Consider the following 17,717-nt stretch of genomic DNA (forward strand, 5'->3'; position numbering starts at 1 on the left):
TTTTCTCGGTCGACGCTCAGCTCTGGCAAAATACCTGACTGTAATTTTTATCGGCTGTTGTTTGCCGATCCTTAATTTTTTTGAGCGTGGCGATTGATGAACGAACAACCAGCGGCCAGCCGCATCCAGGTCCAAGCCTTGGCTGACAGCTTCCAGGCCCGCGCTGAACAGTGGGCTTCGCTGCTGGGGTTGCCTCTGCAGGTGGCCGATGCGGATTTTTCCCTGCAAGTGGGGGAGCACGGTTTGCAGTTGCAACAGCTTGGGCCTGATGCGCCAGGGCCGGTGCGGGTCGACTTTGTCGAAGGCGGCGCGGCGCATCGGCGATTGTATGGTGGTGGCAGCGGGCAGATGATCGCCAAGGCGGTGGGCATCGCCCAGGGCGTGCGCCCGCGAGTGCTGGATGCCACGGCTGGCTTGGGCAAGGACGCGTTCGTGCTGGCCAGCCTCGGGTGTGAGATGAGCCTGATCGAGCGCCAGCCGTTGATCGGCGCCTTGCTCGAAGATGGCCTGGCACGCGCTGCCGAAGATTTTGACGTGGCGCCGATTGTGGCGCGCATGAAGCTGCTCAAGGGCAACTCCATCGACGTGATGCTCAATTGGCAGGGCGAGCCGCCTCAGGTGATCTACCTGGACCCAATGTTTCCGCACCGTGAGAAAACTGCCCTGGTGAAGAAGGAAATGCGCCTGTTCCGGCCGTTGGTGGGCGATGACCCGGATGCACCGGCGTTGCTTGCGGCCGCTCTGGCTTTGGCCAGCCATCGGGTGGTGGTCAAGCGGCCGCGCAAGGCACCCTGTATTGAGGGGCCGAAGCCAAGCCATGCGCTGGATGGCAAGTCCAGCCGCTACGACATTTATCCCAAGAAAGCGCTCAAGCCGTAAGCTGCAAACAGCAGCACTTATCTCCCAGGTGCGGCGAGATCCAACTGTGGGAGCTGGCTTGCCTGCGAAGACGGCCTGACAGCCGATGCCTATCTCTCTGGCGCGCCGCAATCCCAATGTGGGCTTGCCTGCGATGACGGCCTGAAAGCCGACACCTATCTACCTGACGCCGCGCTATCCAAACAAGCGGGCTTGCTCGCGAAGGCTGCCTGGCAGTCAACACAGTTGGATTGTGTACATATCCATTGCTGCGGTAACGGCTACTTAGGGTTCCGCCCTGACGGCGGGTCACTTTGGAAAAGCCGGAATGCCGGCCCAGCCCAAAGTAACCAAAGGGCTCTTGCCCCACCACTCGGCACCTCGCTTAGGCTCGGTGTGCCCGTAATCCGCCAGTGATTTGGGGGGCCGCCGCCACGCGCCATCCATGGCGCGGGGCGGCTAAACCGGCATCCCTGCCGGTTTACCCCCCAAATCCCTGTCGAATTCCGGCCAGCGTGGTTTGACGGGGCGCTTAAGATCAAAATCAAAAGCAGATCAAGAGCAGATCAAGAGCAGATCAAGAGCGACTCGCTTCGCATCGTGGTTACCGTCGGTTGCTACCGCCTATGCAGTGCTGTCGAGCCCCGTGCTGCGATAGGCCCGCATAAACAACTTCACCACGTCCTGCACATGCTCCTCGGCCTCTTGCGCACTCAATTGCCCGCCACACCCGTACAACAAACGAAAGTTCGCCGTGCCCTTGAGCAAGCAAAAAAAGTGCTCCGCGGCTTTGAACGGTGTGTCGATGCTCAGGGCGCCGCCCTGGTGAATCTTGCCGAGCAGGCGCTCCATGCCTTGCAGCATGCGCATGGGGCCGGCGTTGAAGAAGATCTGGGAGAGTTTCACGTCCTGATTGCCGGTGGTCATCATCAGGCGATGCAGGTTTACCGACTCCTCGCTGTTGATCAGCCGATGAAAGCCGCGTGCGATGTTGAGCAACACCGTCTCGACGGGCATGCCTTCAGGAAGCTCGAAGTACATCACCGGCAACTGCTCTTCACATTTGGCCACCACCGCAGCGGTGAACAGCGTCTCCTTGTCGGTGAAGTGACTGTAGACCGTGAGCTTCGATACGCCGGCCGCCAGGGCAACGGCGTCCATGCTGGTGTTCGCATAACCCTTGTCCAGGAACAGCGATTTCGCCGATTCGAGGATTGCCTGGCGTTTTGCCATGTCCTTGGGACGCCCGGGGCTTGCGGTGTTCAGAGGATTGTCGGACATTTTCACCTTTAATACTGGACTGGTGAGTTTGGTATTAATAACATACCGGCCAGTATAATTATTCCAAGCTCTATTTGCGAAAGGTCCTTCAGCATGCGCAGCGCTTTCCTGCCCCTTGCTTTGCCTGTCAGCCTGGTCTTCCTGTTGGCCGCGTGCGGCCATGAAGAAGCGGCCCAGACCACCGTACGTCCGGCCATGGTGGTGCAACCGCAGCCTTCGGCACAGGCGATGGACAGCTACCCCGGTGAGGTGCGTGCCCGTTATGAGCCGGACCTGGCCTTTCGCATCGGCGGTAAAGTCAGCAAGCGCCTGGTGGAGGAGGGCGAGCGGGTCAAGGCCAACCAGCCGCTGGCCGAACTCGACCCCCAGGACGTGCGCCTGCAACTGGAAGCGACCCGCGCTCAAGTAGCCGCTGCAGAGGCCAATCTCAGCCTGGTGCGTGCGGAACGAGATCGCTACAAGACCTTGATGGACCGGCAGATGGTCAGTCGGTCGCAGTACGACAATTCCGAAAACCTCTACCGAGCCGGTGAAGCACGCCTCAAGCAGATCAAGGCCGAGTTCGATGTGTCGAGCAACCAGGCCGGCTACGCCGTGCTGCGTGCGCCTCAGGACGGGGTGGTCGCCAAGCGTGCGGTCGAAGTGGGGCAAGTGGTTTCCGCTGGCCAGACCGTGTTCACCCTGGCCACCGATGGCGAGCGTGAAGTGTTGATCAGCCTGCCTGAACAGGGCTTTGGCCGCTTCAAGGTCGGCCAGCCAGTGTCGGTGGAGTTATGGAGCCAGCCAGAGCAACGTTTTGCCGGGCGCATTCGTGAGCTGTCTCCCGCGGCTGACCCCAAATCCCGCACTTTCGCGGCGCGTGTGGCCTTCACCGGCGGCAAAGTGCCCGCCGAACTGGGCCAAAGTGCGCGGGTTTTCATCCAGGCCGACGGTGTCATTGCGCTGTCGGTACCCTTGTCTGCCCTGAGTGCCGAAAACGGCGCGTCCTACGTCTGGCGCGTACAACCGGACAACACCCTTGAACGCACTCCCGTGCGCATTGGTGCCTTTGGCGAGAACACGGTACCGATACTGGAAGGATTGGCCGCCACCGATTGGGTGGTTGCCGCAGGCGTGCATGTACTCCATGAGGGCCAATTAGTGCGCCCGGTGGATCGCTCCAACCGTGTGGTTAATCTGGCGGCCAAGGAGTAGTCCCCATGGGTTTCAATCTTTCCGAGTGGGCGTTGCGTAATCGCCAGATCGTACTGTTCCTGATGATCCTGCTGGCCGTGGTTGGCACCTTGTCCTACACCAAGCTGGGGCAAAGCGAAGACCCGCCCTTTACCTTCAAGGCCATGGTGATCAAGACCAACTGGCCCGGGGCCACGGCCCAGGAGGTATCGCGCCAGGTCACCGAGCGAATCGAGAAAAAACTCATGGAGACCGGTGAGTACGAACGCATCGTGTCGTTCTCCCGCCCCGGTGAATCCCAGGTCACCTTTATTGCCCGTGATTCGATGCGTTCGGCGCAGATTCCCGAGCTGTGGTATCAGGTGCGCAAGAAAATCAGCGACATCCGCCACACCTTGCCGCCGGATATCCAAGGGCCGTTTTTCAACGATGAGTTCGGCACCACGTTCGGCAATATCTACGCCCTGACCGGCGACGGATTCGACTATGCCGTGCTCAAGGACTACGCCGATCGCATCCAGATCCAGCTGCAACGTGTCCCGGATGTGGGCAAGGTCGAGTTGCTCGGCTTGCAGGACGAGAAGATCTGGATCGAGCTGTCCAACCTCAAGCTCGCTACCCTCGGCTTGCCTTTGGCTGCGGTACAGCAGGCGTTGCAGGAACAAAATGCGGTGTCCACCGCCGGCTTCTTTGAAACCCCTACCGAGCGCGTGCAATTGCGCGTTTCTGGCAACTTCAAGACGGTGGAAGAGATCCGCAACTTTCCGATACGCGTGGGGGATCGCACTTTCCGCATCGGTGACGTGGCTGACATCCATCGAGGTTTCAACGACCCACCGGCACCGCGCATGCGCTACATGGGCGCAGATGCCATCGGCCTGGCCGTGGCCATGCGCGACGGTGGCGACATCCTCGTATTGGGCAAGGCCCTTGAAACGCAATTCGCACGCCTGCAAAAGAACCTTCCGGCAGGGATGGAGCTGCGCAAAGTGTCGGACCAACCAGCAGCGGTAAAGACCAGCGTCGGCGAGTTTGTCCAGGTATTGGCTGAAGCGTTGGCGATTGTTTTGCTGGTGAGCTTTTTCTCCCTCGGCGTGCGCACCGGCATGGTCGTTGCCCTGACGATTCCGCTGGTACTGGCGATGACCTTTGCCAGCATGTATTACCTGGGCATCGGCCTGCACAAGATTTCCCTTGGCGCCTTGGTCCTGGCCCTGGGCTTGTTGGTAGATGACGCGATCATCGCCGTGGAAATGATGGCGATCAAAATGGAGCAGGGCTACGACCGGCTCAAGGCTGCGAGTTTCGCCTGGACCAGCACCGCGTTCCCTATGCTCACCGGCACCCTGATCACGGCGGCGGGCTTCTTGCCAATTGCCACCGCGCAATCGAGCACCGGGGAATACACCCGCTCGATCTTCCAGGTGGTGACCATCGCACTGCTGGCCTCTTGGGTGGCAGCCGTGGTGTTTGTGCCGTACCTGGGGGAAAAACTCCTGCCCGACCTGGCGAAGATTCACGCCGCCAAACACGGTACCGACGGCCCGGACCCTTACGGCACACCCTTCCATCAGCGTGTAAGACGTCTGGTGGAGTGGTGCGTGCAACGGCGTAAAACCGTGATCGTGCTGACCTTGCTGCTGTTTATCGGCTCGGTTGCACTGTTCCGCTTCGTGCCGCAACAGTTCTTCCCGGCTTCCGGTCGCCTGGAGTTGATGGTCGACCTGAAACTGGCCGAGGGCGCTTCGCTCAGCAACACCGCCGAACAGGTCAAACGCCTGGAGGCGTTGCTCAAGGAGCATGCCGGCATCAACAACTATGTCGCCTACGCGGGCACCGGTTCGCCGCGGTTTTACCTGCCACTGGACCAGCAATTGCCCGCTGCCAGCTTCGCCCAGTTTGTGGTGTTGGCTAACACCATCGAGGAGCGAGAAAGCCTGCGCACCTGGCTGATCGAAACCCTCAACGAGCAATTTCCCGACCTGCGTTCGCGTGTCACACGGCTGGAGAACGGCCCACCCGTAGGCTACCCGGTGCAGTTTCGCGTGACCGGCGAGCACATCGAAGAGGTGCGCGCGCTGGCGCGCAAAGTGGCGGCGAAGGTTCGCGAAAATACCCATGTGGTCAATGTGCACTTGGACTGGGAAGAGCCAAGCAAAATCGTGTACCTGAATATCGACCAGGACCGTGCCCGCGCCCTCGGCGTGAGCACTGCCAACCTGGCGAAATTCCTGCAGAGTTCCCTGACCGGCTCCAGCGTCAGCCAGTACCGTGAGGACAACGAATTGATCGAGATCCTCCTGCGCGGCACGGTGCATGAGCGTAGCGAACTGTCGCGCCTGCCGAGCCTTGCCGTGCCCACCGACAATGGTAAAAGCGTGGCGCTGTCGCAAATTGCCACCCTCGAATATGGCTTCGAAGAGGGCATCATCTGGCATCGCAACCGCTTGCCCACGGTGACTGTGCGGGCCGATATCTATGGCAAGGAACAGCCGGCGACCCTCGTGCAGCAGATCTTGCCGACGCTCGCGGATGTACGTGCCGAACTGCCGGACGGCTACCTGCTGGAAGTGGGCGGCACGGTTGAAGATTCAGCGCGTGGGCAAAACTCGGTGAAGGCCGGCGTACCGCTGTTTATCGTGGTGGTGCTGACCTTGCTGATGCTGCAACTGCGCAGCTTTTCGCGTACGGCGATGGTCTTTCTCACCGCACCGTTGGGGCTGATCGGCGTGACCCTGTTCCTGCTGGTATTCCACCAACCCTTCGGCTTCGTCGCCATGCTTGGCACCATCGCGTTGTCGGGAATGATCATGCGGAACTCGGTGATTTTGGTGGACCAGATCGAGCAAGACATCAAGGCCGGCCTGACACCTTGGCAGGCAATTATCGAAGCTACGGTTCGACGCTTTCGCCCGATTGTTCTGACGGCACTGGCGGCGGTGCTGGCGATGATTCCGCTGTCGCGCAGTGTGTTCTTCGGGCCGATGGCCGTTGCGATCATGGGAGGGTTGATCGTGGCTACGGCATTGACCTTGCTCTTTCTTCCGGCGCTTTATGCCGCGTGGTTTCGCGTCAAAAAGGACGCTGGATAATCAGGCTGTCATCTCGGTTGTCGGGGCGTAGAGCGTACGCGCCCCCTCACCGTTGGCATGCGGCAGAATGAGCAATTTTCCTATGTGAGAGATAGGAAGCTCACTACACGGGGCTAGGAACCTTTCCTTATTGATTGCCACTCAATGTTACCTGGTTGGCAGGTACCTACTGCTCTTGCTCGTCGGCAGAAACAGTAGTGATTGGAATGAATTTAAGGAGTTCGCCATGTGTATAGCTAGTTTGAAGGCTTTTCTGCGTCCGCCCAGCAGGCCAAAACCTCCTGAAAAGTGTAAACCCAGCCCTCCGGAGCGTTGTAAGACCAAGCGTCCTGGGTATTGCAAACCCAAGCCGCTTGAGAGTTTCAGACCCAAACCTCCTGAGGAATGCAAACCCAAACCTCCTGAAGAGTGCAATCCCGAGCCCCCTGCGAAGTGTTGCTACATAAAAATCGTTGAGCTGACGATTGTCATGAAGGCGGCCATAAAATACTGACTTTGAGGCTCTTTTTTGCGCAAACGCCTCGAGAATACGAGGCGCTTGTGCGGGGGGCAGGGCAGATCGGCAGGTTTTACAGCGCGCCAAACACCTTCTTGGCCAAGCTGGTAGCCGCAGCCGCTGGATTCTTGCGAATCGTTTCTTCCTGCTGCGCAATCATCTTGAACAACCCATCCAGGGCCTGCTCGGTCACGTAGTTCTCAACGTTGGCGCTCTTGGCATCCACCGCGCCAAAGGCCGCGGCCTTGCCGGCCAGGGCGTTGTACTGCTGGGCCACGCCGACTTTGTCGGTGGCGGCCTTGACGATAGGCAGGAACTTGGCGCGAATCTCTTCACGGCTGCTTTTGTTCAGGTACTGGGTGGCGGAGTCCTGGCCACCGCTGAGAATACCCTTGGCGTCGGTCACGCTCATGTTCTTCACAGCGTTGACCAGGATCGGCTGGGCCTGGGTCACGGCGGTTTCTGCGGCCTTGTTCATGCTGGTTTCCAGCTGCGTGACCTGGTCACCCATGCCGAACATTTTCAACTTGTCGGCGACTTTGCCGAGTTTGCCCGGCAGGCCGATCTTCACGTCCGGGTTGTTACTGAAACCACCGGGCGTCCCGAGTTGTTTCACAGCAATCTGTGCACCTTGAGTCAAGGCATCCTTGAGGCCGCCGCTGGCGTCACCCTGGGACAGGCTGCCGAGATCCAGAGCCATGGCGTTGGCGCCGAATAGCAAGCCAGCACACAGGGCGGTGAGGCGAAGAGATTTGCGGAGCATGGGCGCTTCCTTACGAAGTGGGAATGATCAGTGTGCGGCTGCATCCACGCGCAGGCGCAGCGGTTGTGGGTCCTGGCCGTTGAGCTGCACCGTGTACCGCTCGGTGGTGATAAACAGTAGCTTGCCGTCCAGCTCGATGCGAGCGCTGACCGAGTATGTGTGGCCTGGCTTAACCTGGGCCGGGTCATAGCTCAGGTGAAACGGCAGCGGCACCTGGCCTTTGACCGGGCCTTTCTGTTCGGCGAGGGTCACGGCCGGGGCGTCCATCAGGGACACGTCCTGCAGGCTGACACTCAAGGTGGCGGCTGGCGGCAGGGCGATGCGTTGAAGGTAGAACACTTCGCCGTCGAGGCTGGCCTTCGGGGTTGGGGTCATCGAGTGGCAGGCTCCGAGCAGGGCGGTCAGGCCCAGGAGGATGAGTTTTTTCAAGGTGCGGCTCCTTTTCAACGGCGCCGGAATCCGCCCGGCGCCTCATTCAGTCTAGCGCTTTGCTTCAGGGTTGACGGCAACCGGTTCGGCCGCAGCCTCGGCTGCGCCGTCCACGCGGTGCAAGGCAACCTGGCGGATCGACAGGCGAATATCCGCCGGCAGTACGCGTTTGGCGGCGCCTTCGGCCAGTTCGCCGAGCAGGTCGTGATAGCCCAGCTTGCCGGCTTCATCGCGGCGCAGCACATCTTGCTCCAGCAACGTCTGGATAAAATGTCGGAAAAGACTCTTGTCGAAGAATTCCGGGGCATTGAGGCCGTGCAGGATCGACAGGCGCTGGGCCATGATCGTGCACAGGTCTTCCAGCTCTTCGGCGCTGATGCTGTTCTGGCCGCTGTTGAGCAGTAACGAGATCGCCATGTAGAAACGTTGCAGGGTCTGGGCGATGCTCTTGGACAGCAGCGTCAGCAGCACAAAGTGCCGCGAACTCGGCGCCGGGCGCAGGTATACGGCGTTTTCGAAACGCAGCAGGCCTTGTTCGACAAACGCGTCCAGCCACTGGTCGACCACGCTGTCCAGATCCTCCAGCGACCAACGGATAAACAGCTCCGATTGCAGGTACGGGTAGAGCGCGTGGGTGTAGCGCAGGATCTGTTCGCGGGTCATGCGCGAACTGCTCTGGAAGAAGCTCGCCAGCAACGCTGGCAGGGCGAAGATGTGCAGCACATTGTTGCGGTAGTAGGTCATCAGGACGGCATTCTGCTCATCCAGATAAACGATTTTGCCCAGGGCGTCGCTCTGTTCGGACAACAGGTTCATGTCCTTGACGTGCTTGATCAGCGCCAGGCCATCGCCATCCGGCAGAGTGGTATGGGGCGAGTAGGGCACACGACGCAACAACGCCAGGTACAGGTCCAGTTGGCGGGCCATGGCCTGTTCATCCAGCGCCAGGCGAGTGGTGGACAGTAGCGCCAGCGCGACCAGGTTCACCGGGTTCACCGCAGCGGCTTCGTTCAAGTGGCGCGCCACCTGTTCGCCGAGGCGATTGGTGGTCTCGTTGAGCCACGCCGGTTTGTAGTTCGGCCCCAGTTCCTGGGCGCGCCAGTCCGGTTGCTCGGCGTCGAGGAACTCCGCCAGCTTGATCGGCTCACCGAAGTTGACCGCCACTTGGCCGAAGCGCTGCTTGAGCGCGCCGACCACTTTGAAAATATCGAAGATCGACTCTTTCTTCTTGCTCGCGCCACGCAGTTCGCCCAGGTAAGTGCGGCCTTCGAGCACGCGCTCATAGCCGATATACACCGGCACGAACACGATGGGCATGCGCGAGGAACGCAGGAAGCTGCGCAAGGTGATCGCCAGCATGCCGGTTTTCGGTTGCAGCATGCGCCCGGTGCGCGAGCGCCCGCCTTCGACGAAGTATTCCACCGGGAAACCCTTGGTAAACAGGGTGTGCAGGTATTCGTTGAACACCGAGGTGTACAAAGGGTTGCCCTTGAAGGTGCGGCGCATGAAAAACGCACCGCCACGGCGCAGCAGGCTGCCGATCACCGGCATGTTGAGGTTGATGCCGGCGGCGATGTGCGGCGGGGTCAGGCCGTTCTTGAACAGCAGGTAGGACAGCAGCAGATAGTCGATGTGGCTGCGGTGGCAAGGCACGTAGATCACCTCGTAGCCTTGGGCCACCTTTTGCACGCCCTCGATGTTATTGACCTTGATACCGTCGTAGATCTTGTTCCAGAACCAGCTCAATACCACTTCCAGGAAGCGGATCGCGGTGTAGGTGTAATCCGAGGCAATCTCGTTGCCATAGCGCAGGGCCAGGGCCTTGGCTTTTTCCGGGGCGATCTTTTCGCGTTCGGCTTCATCCGCAATGGCTTGGCGTACCAGCGGCATATTGACCAGGCCCTTGACCAGATTACGCCGGTGGGACAGGTCGGGGCCGATCACTGCCGTCTTCAGGTTACGGAAGTGCACACGCAGGATGCGCTGGGCCATGCGTACGGTGCGTTCGTGGCCTTTATTGTGCTCGATCAATTCACGCAGGTTGATAGGCGCGGAGAATTGCACGCGGGTCTTGCGCCCCAGGATCAGGATGCTCAACAACCGGCGTAGACGCCCGGTGACCGCCCAGCTGTCGGCGAACAACAGCTTCCACGGGCTGGACTCGCTTTCGGGGGATTGGCCCCAGAACACACTGACCGGAATGATTTGTGCATTCTCTTCGGCGTGTTCGGTGAGGGTGTTGACCAGGCGCGTCAGGGTCGGCGGTGCACCGCGCTTGTCCTGGCGGCCGAGCCAATCCGGGTCTGGCGTGAGGTAGAAGAACGCCGCAGGCTCCATCAACGGCCCCACCGACACCGGCAGCACCGGACGTGGCAGGCCAGCCTTGGTGCACTCGGCATCGACCACCGCCAACTCGGTGAGGGAGGGTGATTGCAGGACGTAGAAAACCGGCCGGCTGCGGTCCAGGTTGAGGGTTAGGGACGACTGGTTGATCGTCTCCGAGCGAACCCAGAGGTACAACAGTCGGCGCAAGGTGCCGAACACCAGACGGCGGAACGGGGAGCGGGTCATAGGCGAGCTGCTTCAAGTGGAAAAAACCGAGCAGGCGCTCGGGCGGGTAGTGTGCCGTATTCGCCGAAAATCGGCAAAAAAGCAGCGATGTAAAGTTGAGTTGATGGTTTTTGAGCCTGTCTTATACTCGGCAGTTCAATGCGAGCGACTCAACAATAAAAAACCAGTGGGAGTGAACAGATGTCAACGCGCGAAACCGGGAATGTGAAGTGGTTCAACGATGCAAAGGGCTACGGCTTTATCCAGCGTGAGGATGGCAAGGATGTGTTTGTGCATTATCGCGCTATTCGCGGTGAGGGCCACCGTTCGTTGGCCGAGGGCCAGCAGGTGGAGTACGCCGTGGTGACGGGCGAGAAGGGCTTGCAGGCGGAGGATGTGGTGGGCCTGTAACAACGTTGTTTGATCGTTCCCACGCTCTGCGTGGGAACGCCTCTTGTGACGCTCCGCGTCACGCTTTGGGACGCAGAGCGTCCCAGGCTACTTTCCCACGCAGAGCGTGGGAACGATCTTCAGGCGGTCTTCCAGGTGATCTGTTCTTCACCGTCTTCGCTGATGCGAATCCAGGTGTCGGCACTTTCCTCACCTTCTTCCTCAACCCAGGTGCCCGGCGCGCAACGCACTTCGACGTTCAGCGCGGCAAACGCGGCGCGGGCGCAGGCAATGTCGTCGTCCCATGGGGTCTGGTCGCTTTCCAGGTACAGGCTGTTCCATTTGCCCACCGCCTTGGGCAGCCAGGTCACCGGCACGCTGCCGGCCTTGCACTTGTAGGTCTGGCCTTTCTGGACCCAGTCGGTACACGGGCCGAGTGCGGCGCCCAGCCAGGCAGCGATGGCCTTGTGATCGACGTCGGCGTCCTTCAGGTAAATCTCAATATCGGGTTGGCGCATGGATGTTCCTCGTTGCGGGATTCGAAAATCCATTCGCGGATGGGTGAATGTCAGTCATTGAAGCACGAAATAATCGTAACGCATCGACACCGTGACCTGCAGCGGCTCGGCCGCCTCGATCACCTCGTGGCGGCGCTCGGCACTGGCCCGCCAGCCGTGGGGCGTCATCGCCAGCAGGTTGGCGCGGTCCTGGGGTTCGGCCAGGCTCAGGGTGAATTCCAGGGTTTCACTGTGAGCAAGGCTCATACCGTCCGGCACCAGGGCCAGGTGTTTGTCGTCGGTGTACTCGCGTACCTCGTCGTAAAGACGCTCGCGCAGTTCCATCAAGTGGCCGCTGGTCGGGCCGACCTTCATCAAACCACCGCCGGGACTGAGCAGGCGCTTGGCCTCTTGCCAGTCCAACGGGCTGAACACGCTGGCGAGGAACTGGCAGCTGGCATCGGCCAATGGCACGCGGGCCATGCTGGCGATCAACCAGGTCAGCGCCGGGTTGCGTTTGCACGCGCGCTTGACCGCTTCCTTGGAGATATCCAGGGCATAGCCGTCGGCGTGGGGTAGGGCCTGGGCAATTTGCGCGGTGTAGTAACCCTCGCCACACCCAATGTCGACCCAGCGCTGCGGTGCACGCTCGGCGGCCAGTTCGGCCAGGCGCTTGGCCACTGGCGCATAGTGGCCAGCGTTGAGGAAGTCGCGGCGCGCCTCGACCATGGCCAGGTTGTCGCCTGGGTCGCGGCTGTTCTTGTGCTGCACCGGCAACAGGTTCAAATAACCCTGGCGCGCGCGGTCGAAGCGGTGCCCGGCCGGGCACGCCACGCCATTGTCCACGGTATTGAGCGGTGCACTGCAAATGGGGCAGGCAAGCATCAGGCGAGCAACTTGATCAGGGTCTGGTAATAGATTTCGGTCAGCACGTCGAGGTCGCTGGCCAGGATGCGTTCGTTGACCTGGTGGATCGTCGCGTTCACCGGGCCCAGTTCGACTACCTGGGTGCCCAACGTCGCAATAAAGCGCCCATCGGAGGTACCGCCGCTGGTGGACGCCTGGGTCTCGCGCCCGGTGATCGCCAGGATGCTGGCCGACACTGCATCCAACAGAGCGCCTGGCTCGGTGAGGAACGGCAGGCCCGACAGCGCCCACTCCACGTGCCAGTCCAGGCCATGTTTGTCGAGAATGGCCGCGACGCGTTGTTGCAGGCCCTCGACGGTGGATTCGGTGGAAAAACGGAAGTTGAACACCGCCGTCAGGTCACCCGGGATCACGTTGGTGGCGCCAGTACCGGAGTTGAGGTTGGAAATCTGGAAACTGGTTGGCGGGAAGAACGCGTTGCCGTCATCCCAATGCTCGGCAGCGAGTTCGGCCAGGGCCGGTGCGGCCAGGTGGATCGGGTTCTTTGCCAGATGCGGATAAGCCACATGGCCCTGTACACCGCGCACGGTCAAGGTGGCGCCAAGGGAGCCTCGGCGGCCGTTCTTGACCACGTCGCCCACCAGGCTGGTGCTCGACGGTTCGCCGACGATGCACCAGTCCAGGCGCTCCTTACGTGCGGCCAGGCGTTCGATCACGGCCTTGGTGCCGTGGTGCGCCGGGCCTTCTTCGTCGCTGGTGATCAGGAAGGCGACCGAACCCTTGTGGTCCGGGTAGTCGCTGACGAAACGTTCCGCCGCCACCAGCATCGCCGCCAGGCTGCCTTTCATGTCCGCCGCCCCACGGCCGCAGAGCATGCCGTTGTCATCAATCAACGCGTCGAACGGGTCGTTCTGCCAGGCCTGTACCGGGCCGGTCGGCACCACGTCGGTGTGACCGGCAAAACACAGCACCGGGCCTTCGTGCTTGCCGTGGGTGGCCCAGAAGTTGTCCACATCTTCGATGCGCATCGGTTCAAGCGCAAAACCGGCGTCGCCCAGGCGCTGCATCATCAGCTTCTGGCAATCGGCATCGATCGGCGTGACCGACGGGCGACGGATCAGGTCGATGGCAAGTTGAAGGGTCGGCGAAAGGTCGGCATGGGCCGTCATGGGGGGAACTCCGGAAATCGAGGCGGCGACGTTCTAACTGTAGGAGCGAGCTCGCTCGCGAAAAACTCAAGGGCACCGCGTGCATTCAGGATGCCCGCGTTATCGTTAACGATTTTCGCGAGCAAGCTCGCTCCTACAGTGATGGGTGTAAGGCACGCAAAAGGGCCGTTATCTTATAGCAAAACGGCGGCCAAGGGCCGCCGTTTAGTGCATCGCGTGACTTTTTACGCCGCCGGCGCAGCCTCAGGCGCCGTCGAAGGTTTGGGCAGCGACGACAAGAACGCCATGATCAGCGCCGCCACGTACGGCAGCGACTGTACCAGCAACATCACCACCCAGAAGCGAATGTCATTGCTCGGCAGGCCTTGCACCAGGTAGATCCCCAGCGCCGCGCCCCATAGCAGCAGCATGATGAACATTTCTTCGCGGGCTTCGGAAATCGCCACCCAGAAGCCGTGGTTATCCGCGTTTTTCGGTGTACGAAAGAACGGAATGCTGCTGGTGAAGAAGCCGTACAACACCGCTTTGGCGATGGTATGAGACAGCGCCAACCCGGCCAGTGCCGCGCAGAACGCATCTTTCAAGTTCACACCTACCGCACGACGATAGAGGAAGATGATCTTGCCGACTTTGAACGCAAACAACGCCAACGGCGGGATCGCGAAAATCAGCAATGGCGGGTCGACCCGAGTCGGCACGATGATCATTGCCGCAGACCACAACAGGGCGCCGACGGTAAAGAAGATGTTCATGCCGTCGGCCACCCACGGCAACCAGCCCGCAAGGAAGTGGTAGCGCTGGCCACGGGTCAGTTCGGTGTCTTTACCGCGCAACAGGCTGGCGGTGTGGCGCTTGATGATCTGGATCGCGCCATAGGCCCAGCGGAAACGCTGTTTCTTGAAGTCGATAAAGGTATCCGGCATCAAGCCCTTGCCGTAGCTGTCGTGGTAGTACGCTGCCGACAAGCCCTTCTCGAACACACGCAGGCCCAGTTCGGCGTCTTCACAGATGCACCAGTCGGCCCAGCCCAGCTCTTCAAGCACCGAGCGGCGGGTCATGGTCATGGTGCCGTGCTGGATGATCGCGTCACGGTCGTTACGGGTGACCATGCCGATATGGAAGAAGCCCTTGTATTCGGCGTAGCAGAGCTTCTTGAAGGTGCTTTCGTTCTGGTCGCGGTAATCCTGGGGCGACTGCACCACGGCGATTTTCGGGTCGGCGAAGTGCGGCACCATGTGCTTGAGCCAGTTCGGCGATACACAGTAGTCCGAGTCGATCACTGCGATCACTTCGGCATCCTTGGCGGTGTGCGGGATCAGGTAGTTCAGCGCGCCGCCCTTGAAACCGGCCAGGGGCGCGACGTGGAAGAACTTGAACCGCGGGCCGAGGGTTTCGCAGTAGTCGCGCACCGGCTCCCACACCGCCGGGTCCTTGGTGTTGTTGTCGATGATCAGGACTTCGTAGTCCGGATAGTCGAGGGCGGCCAGGGCATCGAGGGTCTGCTTGACCATTTCCGGTGGCTCGTTGTAGCACGGCACGTGGATCGACACTTTCGGGCGGTAGTCCGAGTCGCCTTCCACGGGCAGGAATTCACGCCGGCGCTTGTGGGTCCACACCGCTTCTGCCAGCTCATGGGCTTCGGTCAGCAACACAATGAACACGCCCAGGGCGCCGAGTGCCAGCAACACCCCGACCGTCACGCTGAACCAGGTGCTGTATTGCTGGCTGTAGTCGTAGCCGATCCAGACCAGCACCGACCCGCACAGGAACGCAATGAAGGTCAGGAAGGTACGGCCCCGCTGGCGCAGGGCCGAGCCGTCGATCATCAACAGGGTCAGGGACAGCAGCGCAAGCACCACCGAACCGATGGCCAGTACCCGCCATTGCGGAATCGCCACCACCGGGCCGTCAAAATTGAATTTCTGCTGGCGCGCGGCATTGAATACACCCCAATACGCACCCGCCGACCCTTCGTCGCTGACCTTCCACGGCTGGTCGAAGGCCTCGATCACAAAGTAGTTGTAACCCTGGCGGTTGAGCTTGTTGACCAGCGTACGCAGGTAAATCGCCTGGTCGGCCGGCGACGACTCATTGCCACCGCGCATACGGCCGTTGCTCGGCCAGCCCACTTCCGATAGCAGCAGTGGCTTTTTCGGGAAGGCTTTCTTCAGGTCCTTGGCGCGGTCGAGAACGTACTGGCCGGCCTTGTCCATTGGGATGTATTCCCAGAACGGCAGGATGTGCGCGGCGATCAGGTCGACGTGCTTGGCCAGTTGCGGGTTCTTTTCCCAGATGTGCCATTGCTCGGAGGTGGTCACCGGGACTTTCACGGCGGCGCGCACGCGGTCGAGCAGCACGATCAGGGCTTCGGGGGTGATTTCTTCACGGAACAACGCTTCGTTGCCCACCACTACGCGCACGACGCTGCGCGAGGTGTTGGCGATCTCGATAGCTCGCTGGATCTCCCGCTCGTTACGCTCAAGGTCCGGGCTGATCCAGATCCCCAGGGTCACGCGCAGGCCGAACTCTTCGGCCAGCTTGGGTATATCCCCCAGGGGGCCGTCCACCGAGTAGGTACGGATGTTGTCCGTCAGCTTGCTCATGATCGCAAGGTCCTGACGCATCTGTTCGTCGGTAGGGTACTGGCCTTTCTGCGGGTACTGGCCTTGCTGGAACGGCGAGTAGGAAAAACCGGAGATCTGATCGGGCCAGTTGGGAGCGGTGACCGGGCGGTTGATCAGCGCCCAGAAACCGGTGAACAGCGCGGCAATTGCCAGCACCACCACCAGGTTGAGTCCAAATTTACGCGATGCCATGGTTATGTCGGGTTCCAAAGGGTGCGGAACGAAAGAGGTGTCGGCCTGCGCCGAACGGCGCGCATCCTACACTGGCGCTTCCCTGAGCGTACAGCAGACAGAGAAAAGCCGGACGTTAGTCTGCGAAACTCCATCTAAGTTCTTCACTTGTAACTTGTAGCTTAAAACTTGCCGCTCCGTAGCCCTATAATGCGCGCCGGTTTTTGGGGTAATGATGATGAGTACAGAAGATCCGCGGTTTGCAGGCGTCGCCCGCTTGTACGGGCTTGAGGGCCTGGAGCGCTTGAAAGCGGCCCATGTGGCGATTGTCGGCGTCGGCGGCGTGGGTTCCTGGGCGGCGGAAGCGATTGCCCGCTGCGGGGTGGGCGAGATTTCGCTGTTTGACCTGGACGATGTCTGCGTCAGCAACAGCAACCGCCAGTTGCATGCCTTGGACAGCACCGTGGGCAAGCCCAAGGTCGAAGTGATGGCCGAGCGTTTGCGCGGTATTAATCCTGAGTGCACCGTGCACGCGGTGGCAGACTTCGTCACCCGCGACACCATGGCCGAGTACATCACCCCGACTATCGACTGCGTGATCGACTGCATCGACGCGGTCAACGCCAAGGCGGCGCTGATTGCCTGGTGCAAGCGTCGCAAGATCCAGATCATCACTACTGGCGGTGCCGGCGGGCAGATTGACCCCACGCTGATCCAGGTGTGCGACCTGAACCGCACCTTCAATGATCCGCTGGCGTCGAAAGTACGCTCTACCTTGCGCCGCGATTATGGCTTCTCGCGCACGGTGACCCGCCATTACAGCGTGCCCTGCGTGTTTTCCACCGAGCAACTGCGCTATCCCAAGCCCGATGGCAGCATCTGTTTGCAGAAGAGTTTTGTCGGTGATGGCGTGAAGCTGGACTGCGCCGGAGGGTTTGGCGCAGTGATGATGGTCACGGCCACGTTCGGCATGGTGGCGGCGACCAAGGCGGTGGACAAGATTGTGGCGGGAGTGCGCAGGCCGTCGGAGCGCATCAAACCCAGCTAAATCTCATTGCCGAACATAGATCCAGATTGTGGGAGCTGGCTTGCCTGCGATAGCGGTGTGTCAGCCACTGAAAATACTGACTGATTCGCCGCTATCGCAGCATAGGTATCTACACAACTTCGGCACGACGCTAAATCTGTGGCGAGGGAGCTTGCTCCCGTGACGGCCTGGCAGCCGACACAGATATAACTGATGCCCCGCGATCCAATGTGGGAGCTGGCTTGCCTGCGAAGACGGCCTGACAGTCAACACAGTTGGACCGTGTACATATCCATTCCTGCGGTAGCGGCCACTTAGGGTTCCGCTTTT

At 60.6% G+C, this 17,717-nt stretch carries 13 protein-coding genes; 5 read left to right on the forward strand and 8 right to left on the reverse strand.

Annotated elements, in window-relative coordinates:
• Window positions 1-96 precede the first annotated feature (96 nt).
• Window positions 97-879, forward strand: coding sequence for a class I SAM-dependent methyltransferase (locus APH41_RS05195; protein WP_014717213.1), 783 nt, complete (start codon window positions 97-99; stop codon window positions 877-879).
• A gap of 603 nt (window positions 880-1,482) precedes the next feature.
• On the opposite strand, the gene APH41_RS05200 is transcribed toward APH41_RS05195, so the two are convergent.
• Window positions 1,483-2,139 (reverse strand): TetR/AcrR family transcriptional regulator, encoded by a 657-nt coding sequence (locus APH41_RS05200; protein WP_034126815.1) that lies wholly within the window; start codon window positions 2,137-2,139, stop codon window positions 1,483-1,485.
• A 93-nt stretch (window positions 2,140-2,232) separates the two neighbouring features.
• Here APH41_RS05200 and APH41_RS05205 point away from each other — a divergent pair, with 93 nt between their 5' ends.
• Complete coding sequence (locus APH41_RS05205; protein ID WP_054917837.1) at window positions 2,233-3,333, forward strand: efflux RND transporter periplasmic adaptor subunit; 1,101 nt, start codon at window positions 2,233-2,235, stop codon at window positions 3,331-3,333.
• A 5-nt stretch (window positions 3,334-3,338) separates the two neighbouring features.
• Entirely contained in the window at window positions 3,339-6,404 is a 3,066-nt protein-coding gene (locus APH41_RS05210) for an efflux RND transporter permease subunit (RefSeq protein WP_054917840.1), read from the forward strand.
• Window positions 6,405-6,973: 569 nt separating this feature from the next.
• Here the strand turns inward: APH41_RS05210 and APH41_RS05215 are convergent.
• From APH41_RS05215 to plsB, 3 genes are read right to left on the reverse strand one after another with little or no spacing between them, the layout of a single operon-like run.
• A complete protein-coding gene (locus tag APH41_RS05215; RefSeq protein ID WP_003189124.1) occupies window positions 6,974-7,663 on the reverse strand; it encodes a DUF4197 domain-containing protein in 690 nt (229 codons plus the stop codon).
• A 27-nt stretch (window positions 7,664-7,690) separates the two neighbouring features.
• A complete protein-coding gene (locus tag APH41_RS05220; protein ID WP_054917843.1) occupies window positions 7,691-8,092 on the reverse strand; it encodes a YbaY family lipoprotein in 402 nt (133 codons plus the stop codon).
• Between the two features lie 51 nt (window positions 8,093-8,143).
• On the reverse strand, window positions 8,144-10,663 hold the full coding sequence (gene plsB / locus APH41_RS05225) for a glycerol-3-phosphate 1-O-acyltransferase PlsB (RefSeq protein ID WP_054917844.1): 2,520 nt from the start codon (window positions 10,661-10,663) through the stop codon (window positions 8,144-8,146).
• A 180-nt stretch (window positions 10,664-10,843) separates the two neighbouring features.
• Here plsB and APH41_RS05230 point away from each other — a divergent pair, with 180 nt between their 5' ends.
• Window positions 10,844-11,053: a cold-shock protein gene (locus tag APH41_RS05230; RefSeq protein WP_034126819.1), complete on the forward strand. Its 210-nt coding sequence runs from the start codon at window positions 10,844-10,846 to the stop codon at window positions 11,051-11,053.
• Window positions 11,054-11,172: 119 nt separating this feature from the next.
• Here the strand turns inward: APH41_RS05230 and APH41_RS05235 are convergent, their stop codons facing one another.
• The 4 genes from APH41_RS05235 to APH41_RS05250 all read right to left on the reverse strand — a co-directional run bounded on the left by APH41_RS05235 (window position 11,173) and on the right by APH41_RS05250 (window position 16,381).
• Window positions 11,173-11,550: a hypothetical protein gene (locus APH41_RS05235; protein ID WP_034126820.1), complete on the reverse strand. Its 378-nt coding sequence runs from the start codon at window positions 11,548-11,550 to the stop codon at window positions 11,173-11,175.
• A 54-nt stretch (window positions 11,551-11,604) separates the two neighbouring features.
• Window positions 11,605-12,414 carry a putative RNA methyltransferase gene (locus tag APH41_RS05240; RefSeq protein WP_054897127.1) on the reverse strand — a complete coding sequence of 270 codons (810 nt, stop codon included), beginning with the start codon at window positions 12,412-12,414 and terminating at the stop codon, window positions 11,605-11,607.
• Window positions 12,414-13,565: a succinyl-diaminopimelate desuccinylase gene (gene dapE, locus APH41_RS05245; RefSeq protein ID WP_054897128.1), complete on the reverse strand. Its 1,152-nt coding sequence runs from the start codon at window positions 13,563-13,565 to the stop codon at window positions 12,414-12,416. The genes APH41_RS05240 and dapE overlap by 1 nt, the downstream gene beginning before the upstream one ends.
• Window positions 13,566-13,789: 224 nt before the next feature.
• Window positions 13,790-16,381 (reverse strand): glycosyltransferase, encoded by a 2,592-nt coding sequence (locus APH41_RS05250; protein WP_054917846.1) that lies wholly within the window; start codon window positions 16,379-16,381, stop codon window positions 13,790-13,792.
• Window positions 16,382-16,598: 217 nt separating this feature from the next.
• On the opposite strand from APH41_RS05250, the gene tcdA reads away from it, so the two are divergent.
• Window positions 16,599-17,408, forward strand: coding sequence for a tRNA cyclic N6-threonylcarbamoyladenosine(37) synthase TcdA (tcdA, locus tag APH41_RS05255; RefSeq protein WP_371262607.1), 810 nt, complete (start codon window positions 16,599-16,601; stop codon window positions 17,406-17,408).
• Window positions 17,409-17,717: the final 309 nt, after the last annotated feature.

It is taken from the genome of Pseudomonas sp. NBRC 111138, from assembly GCF_001320835.1.
Taxonomy (GTDB): Bacteria; Pseudomonadota; Gammaproteobacteria; order Pseudomonadales; family Pseudomonadaceae; genus Aquipseudomonas; species Aquipseudomonas paracarnis.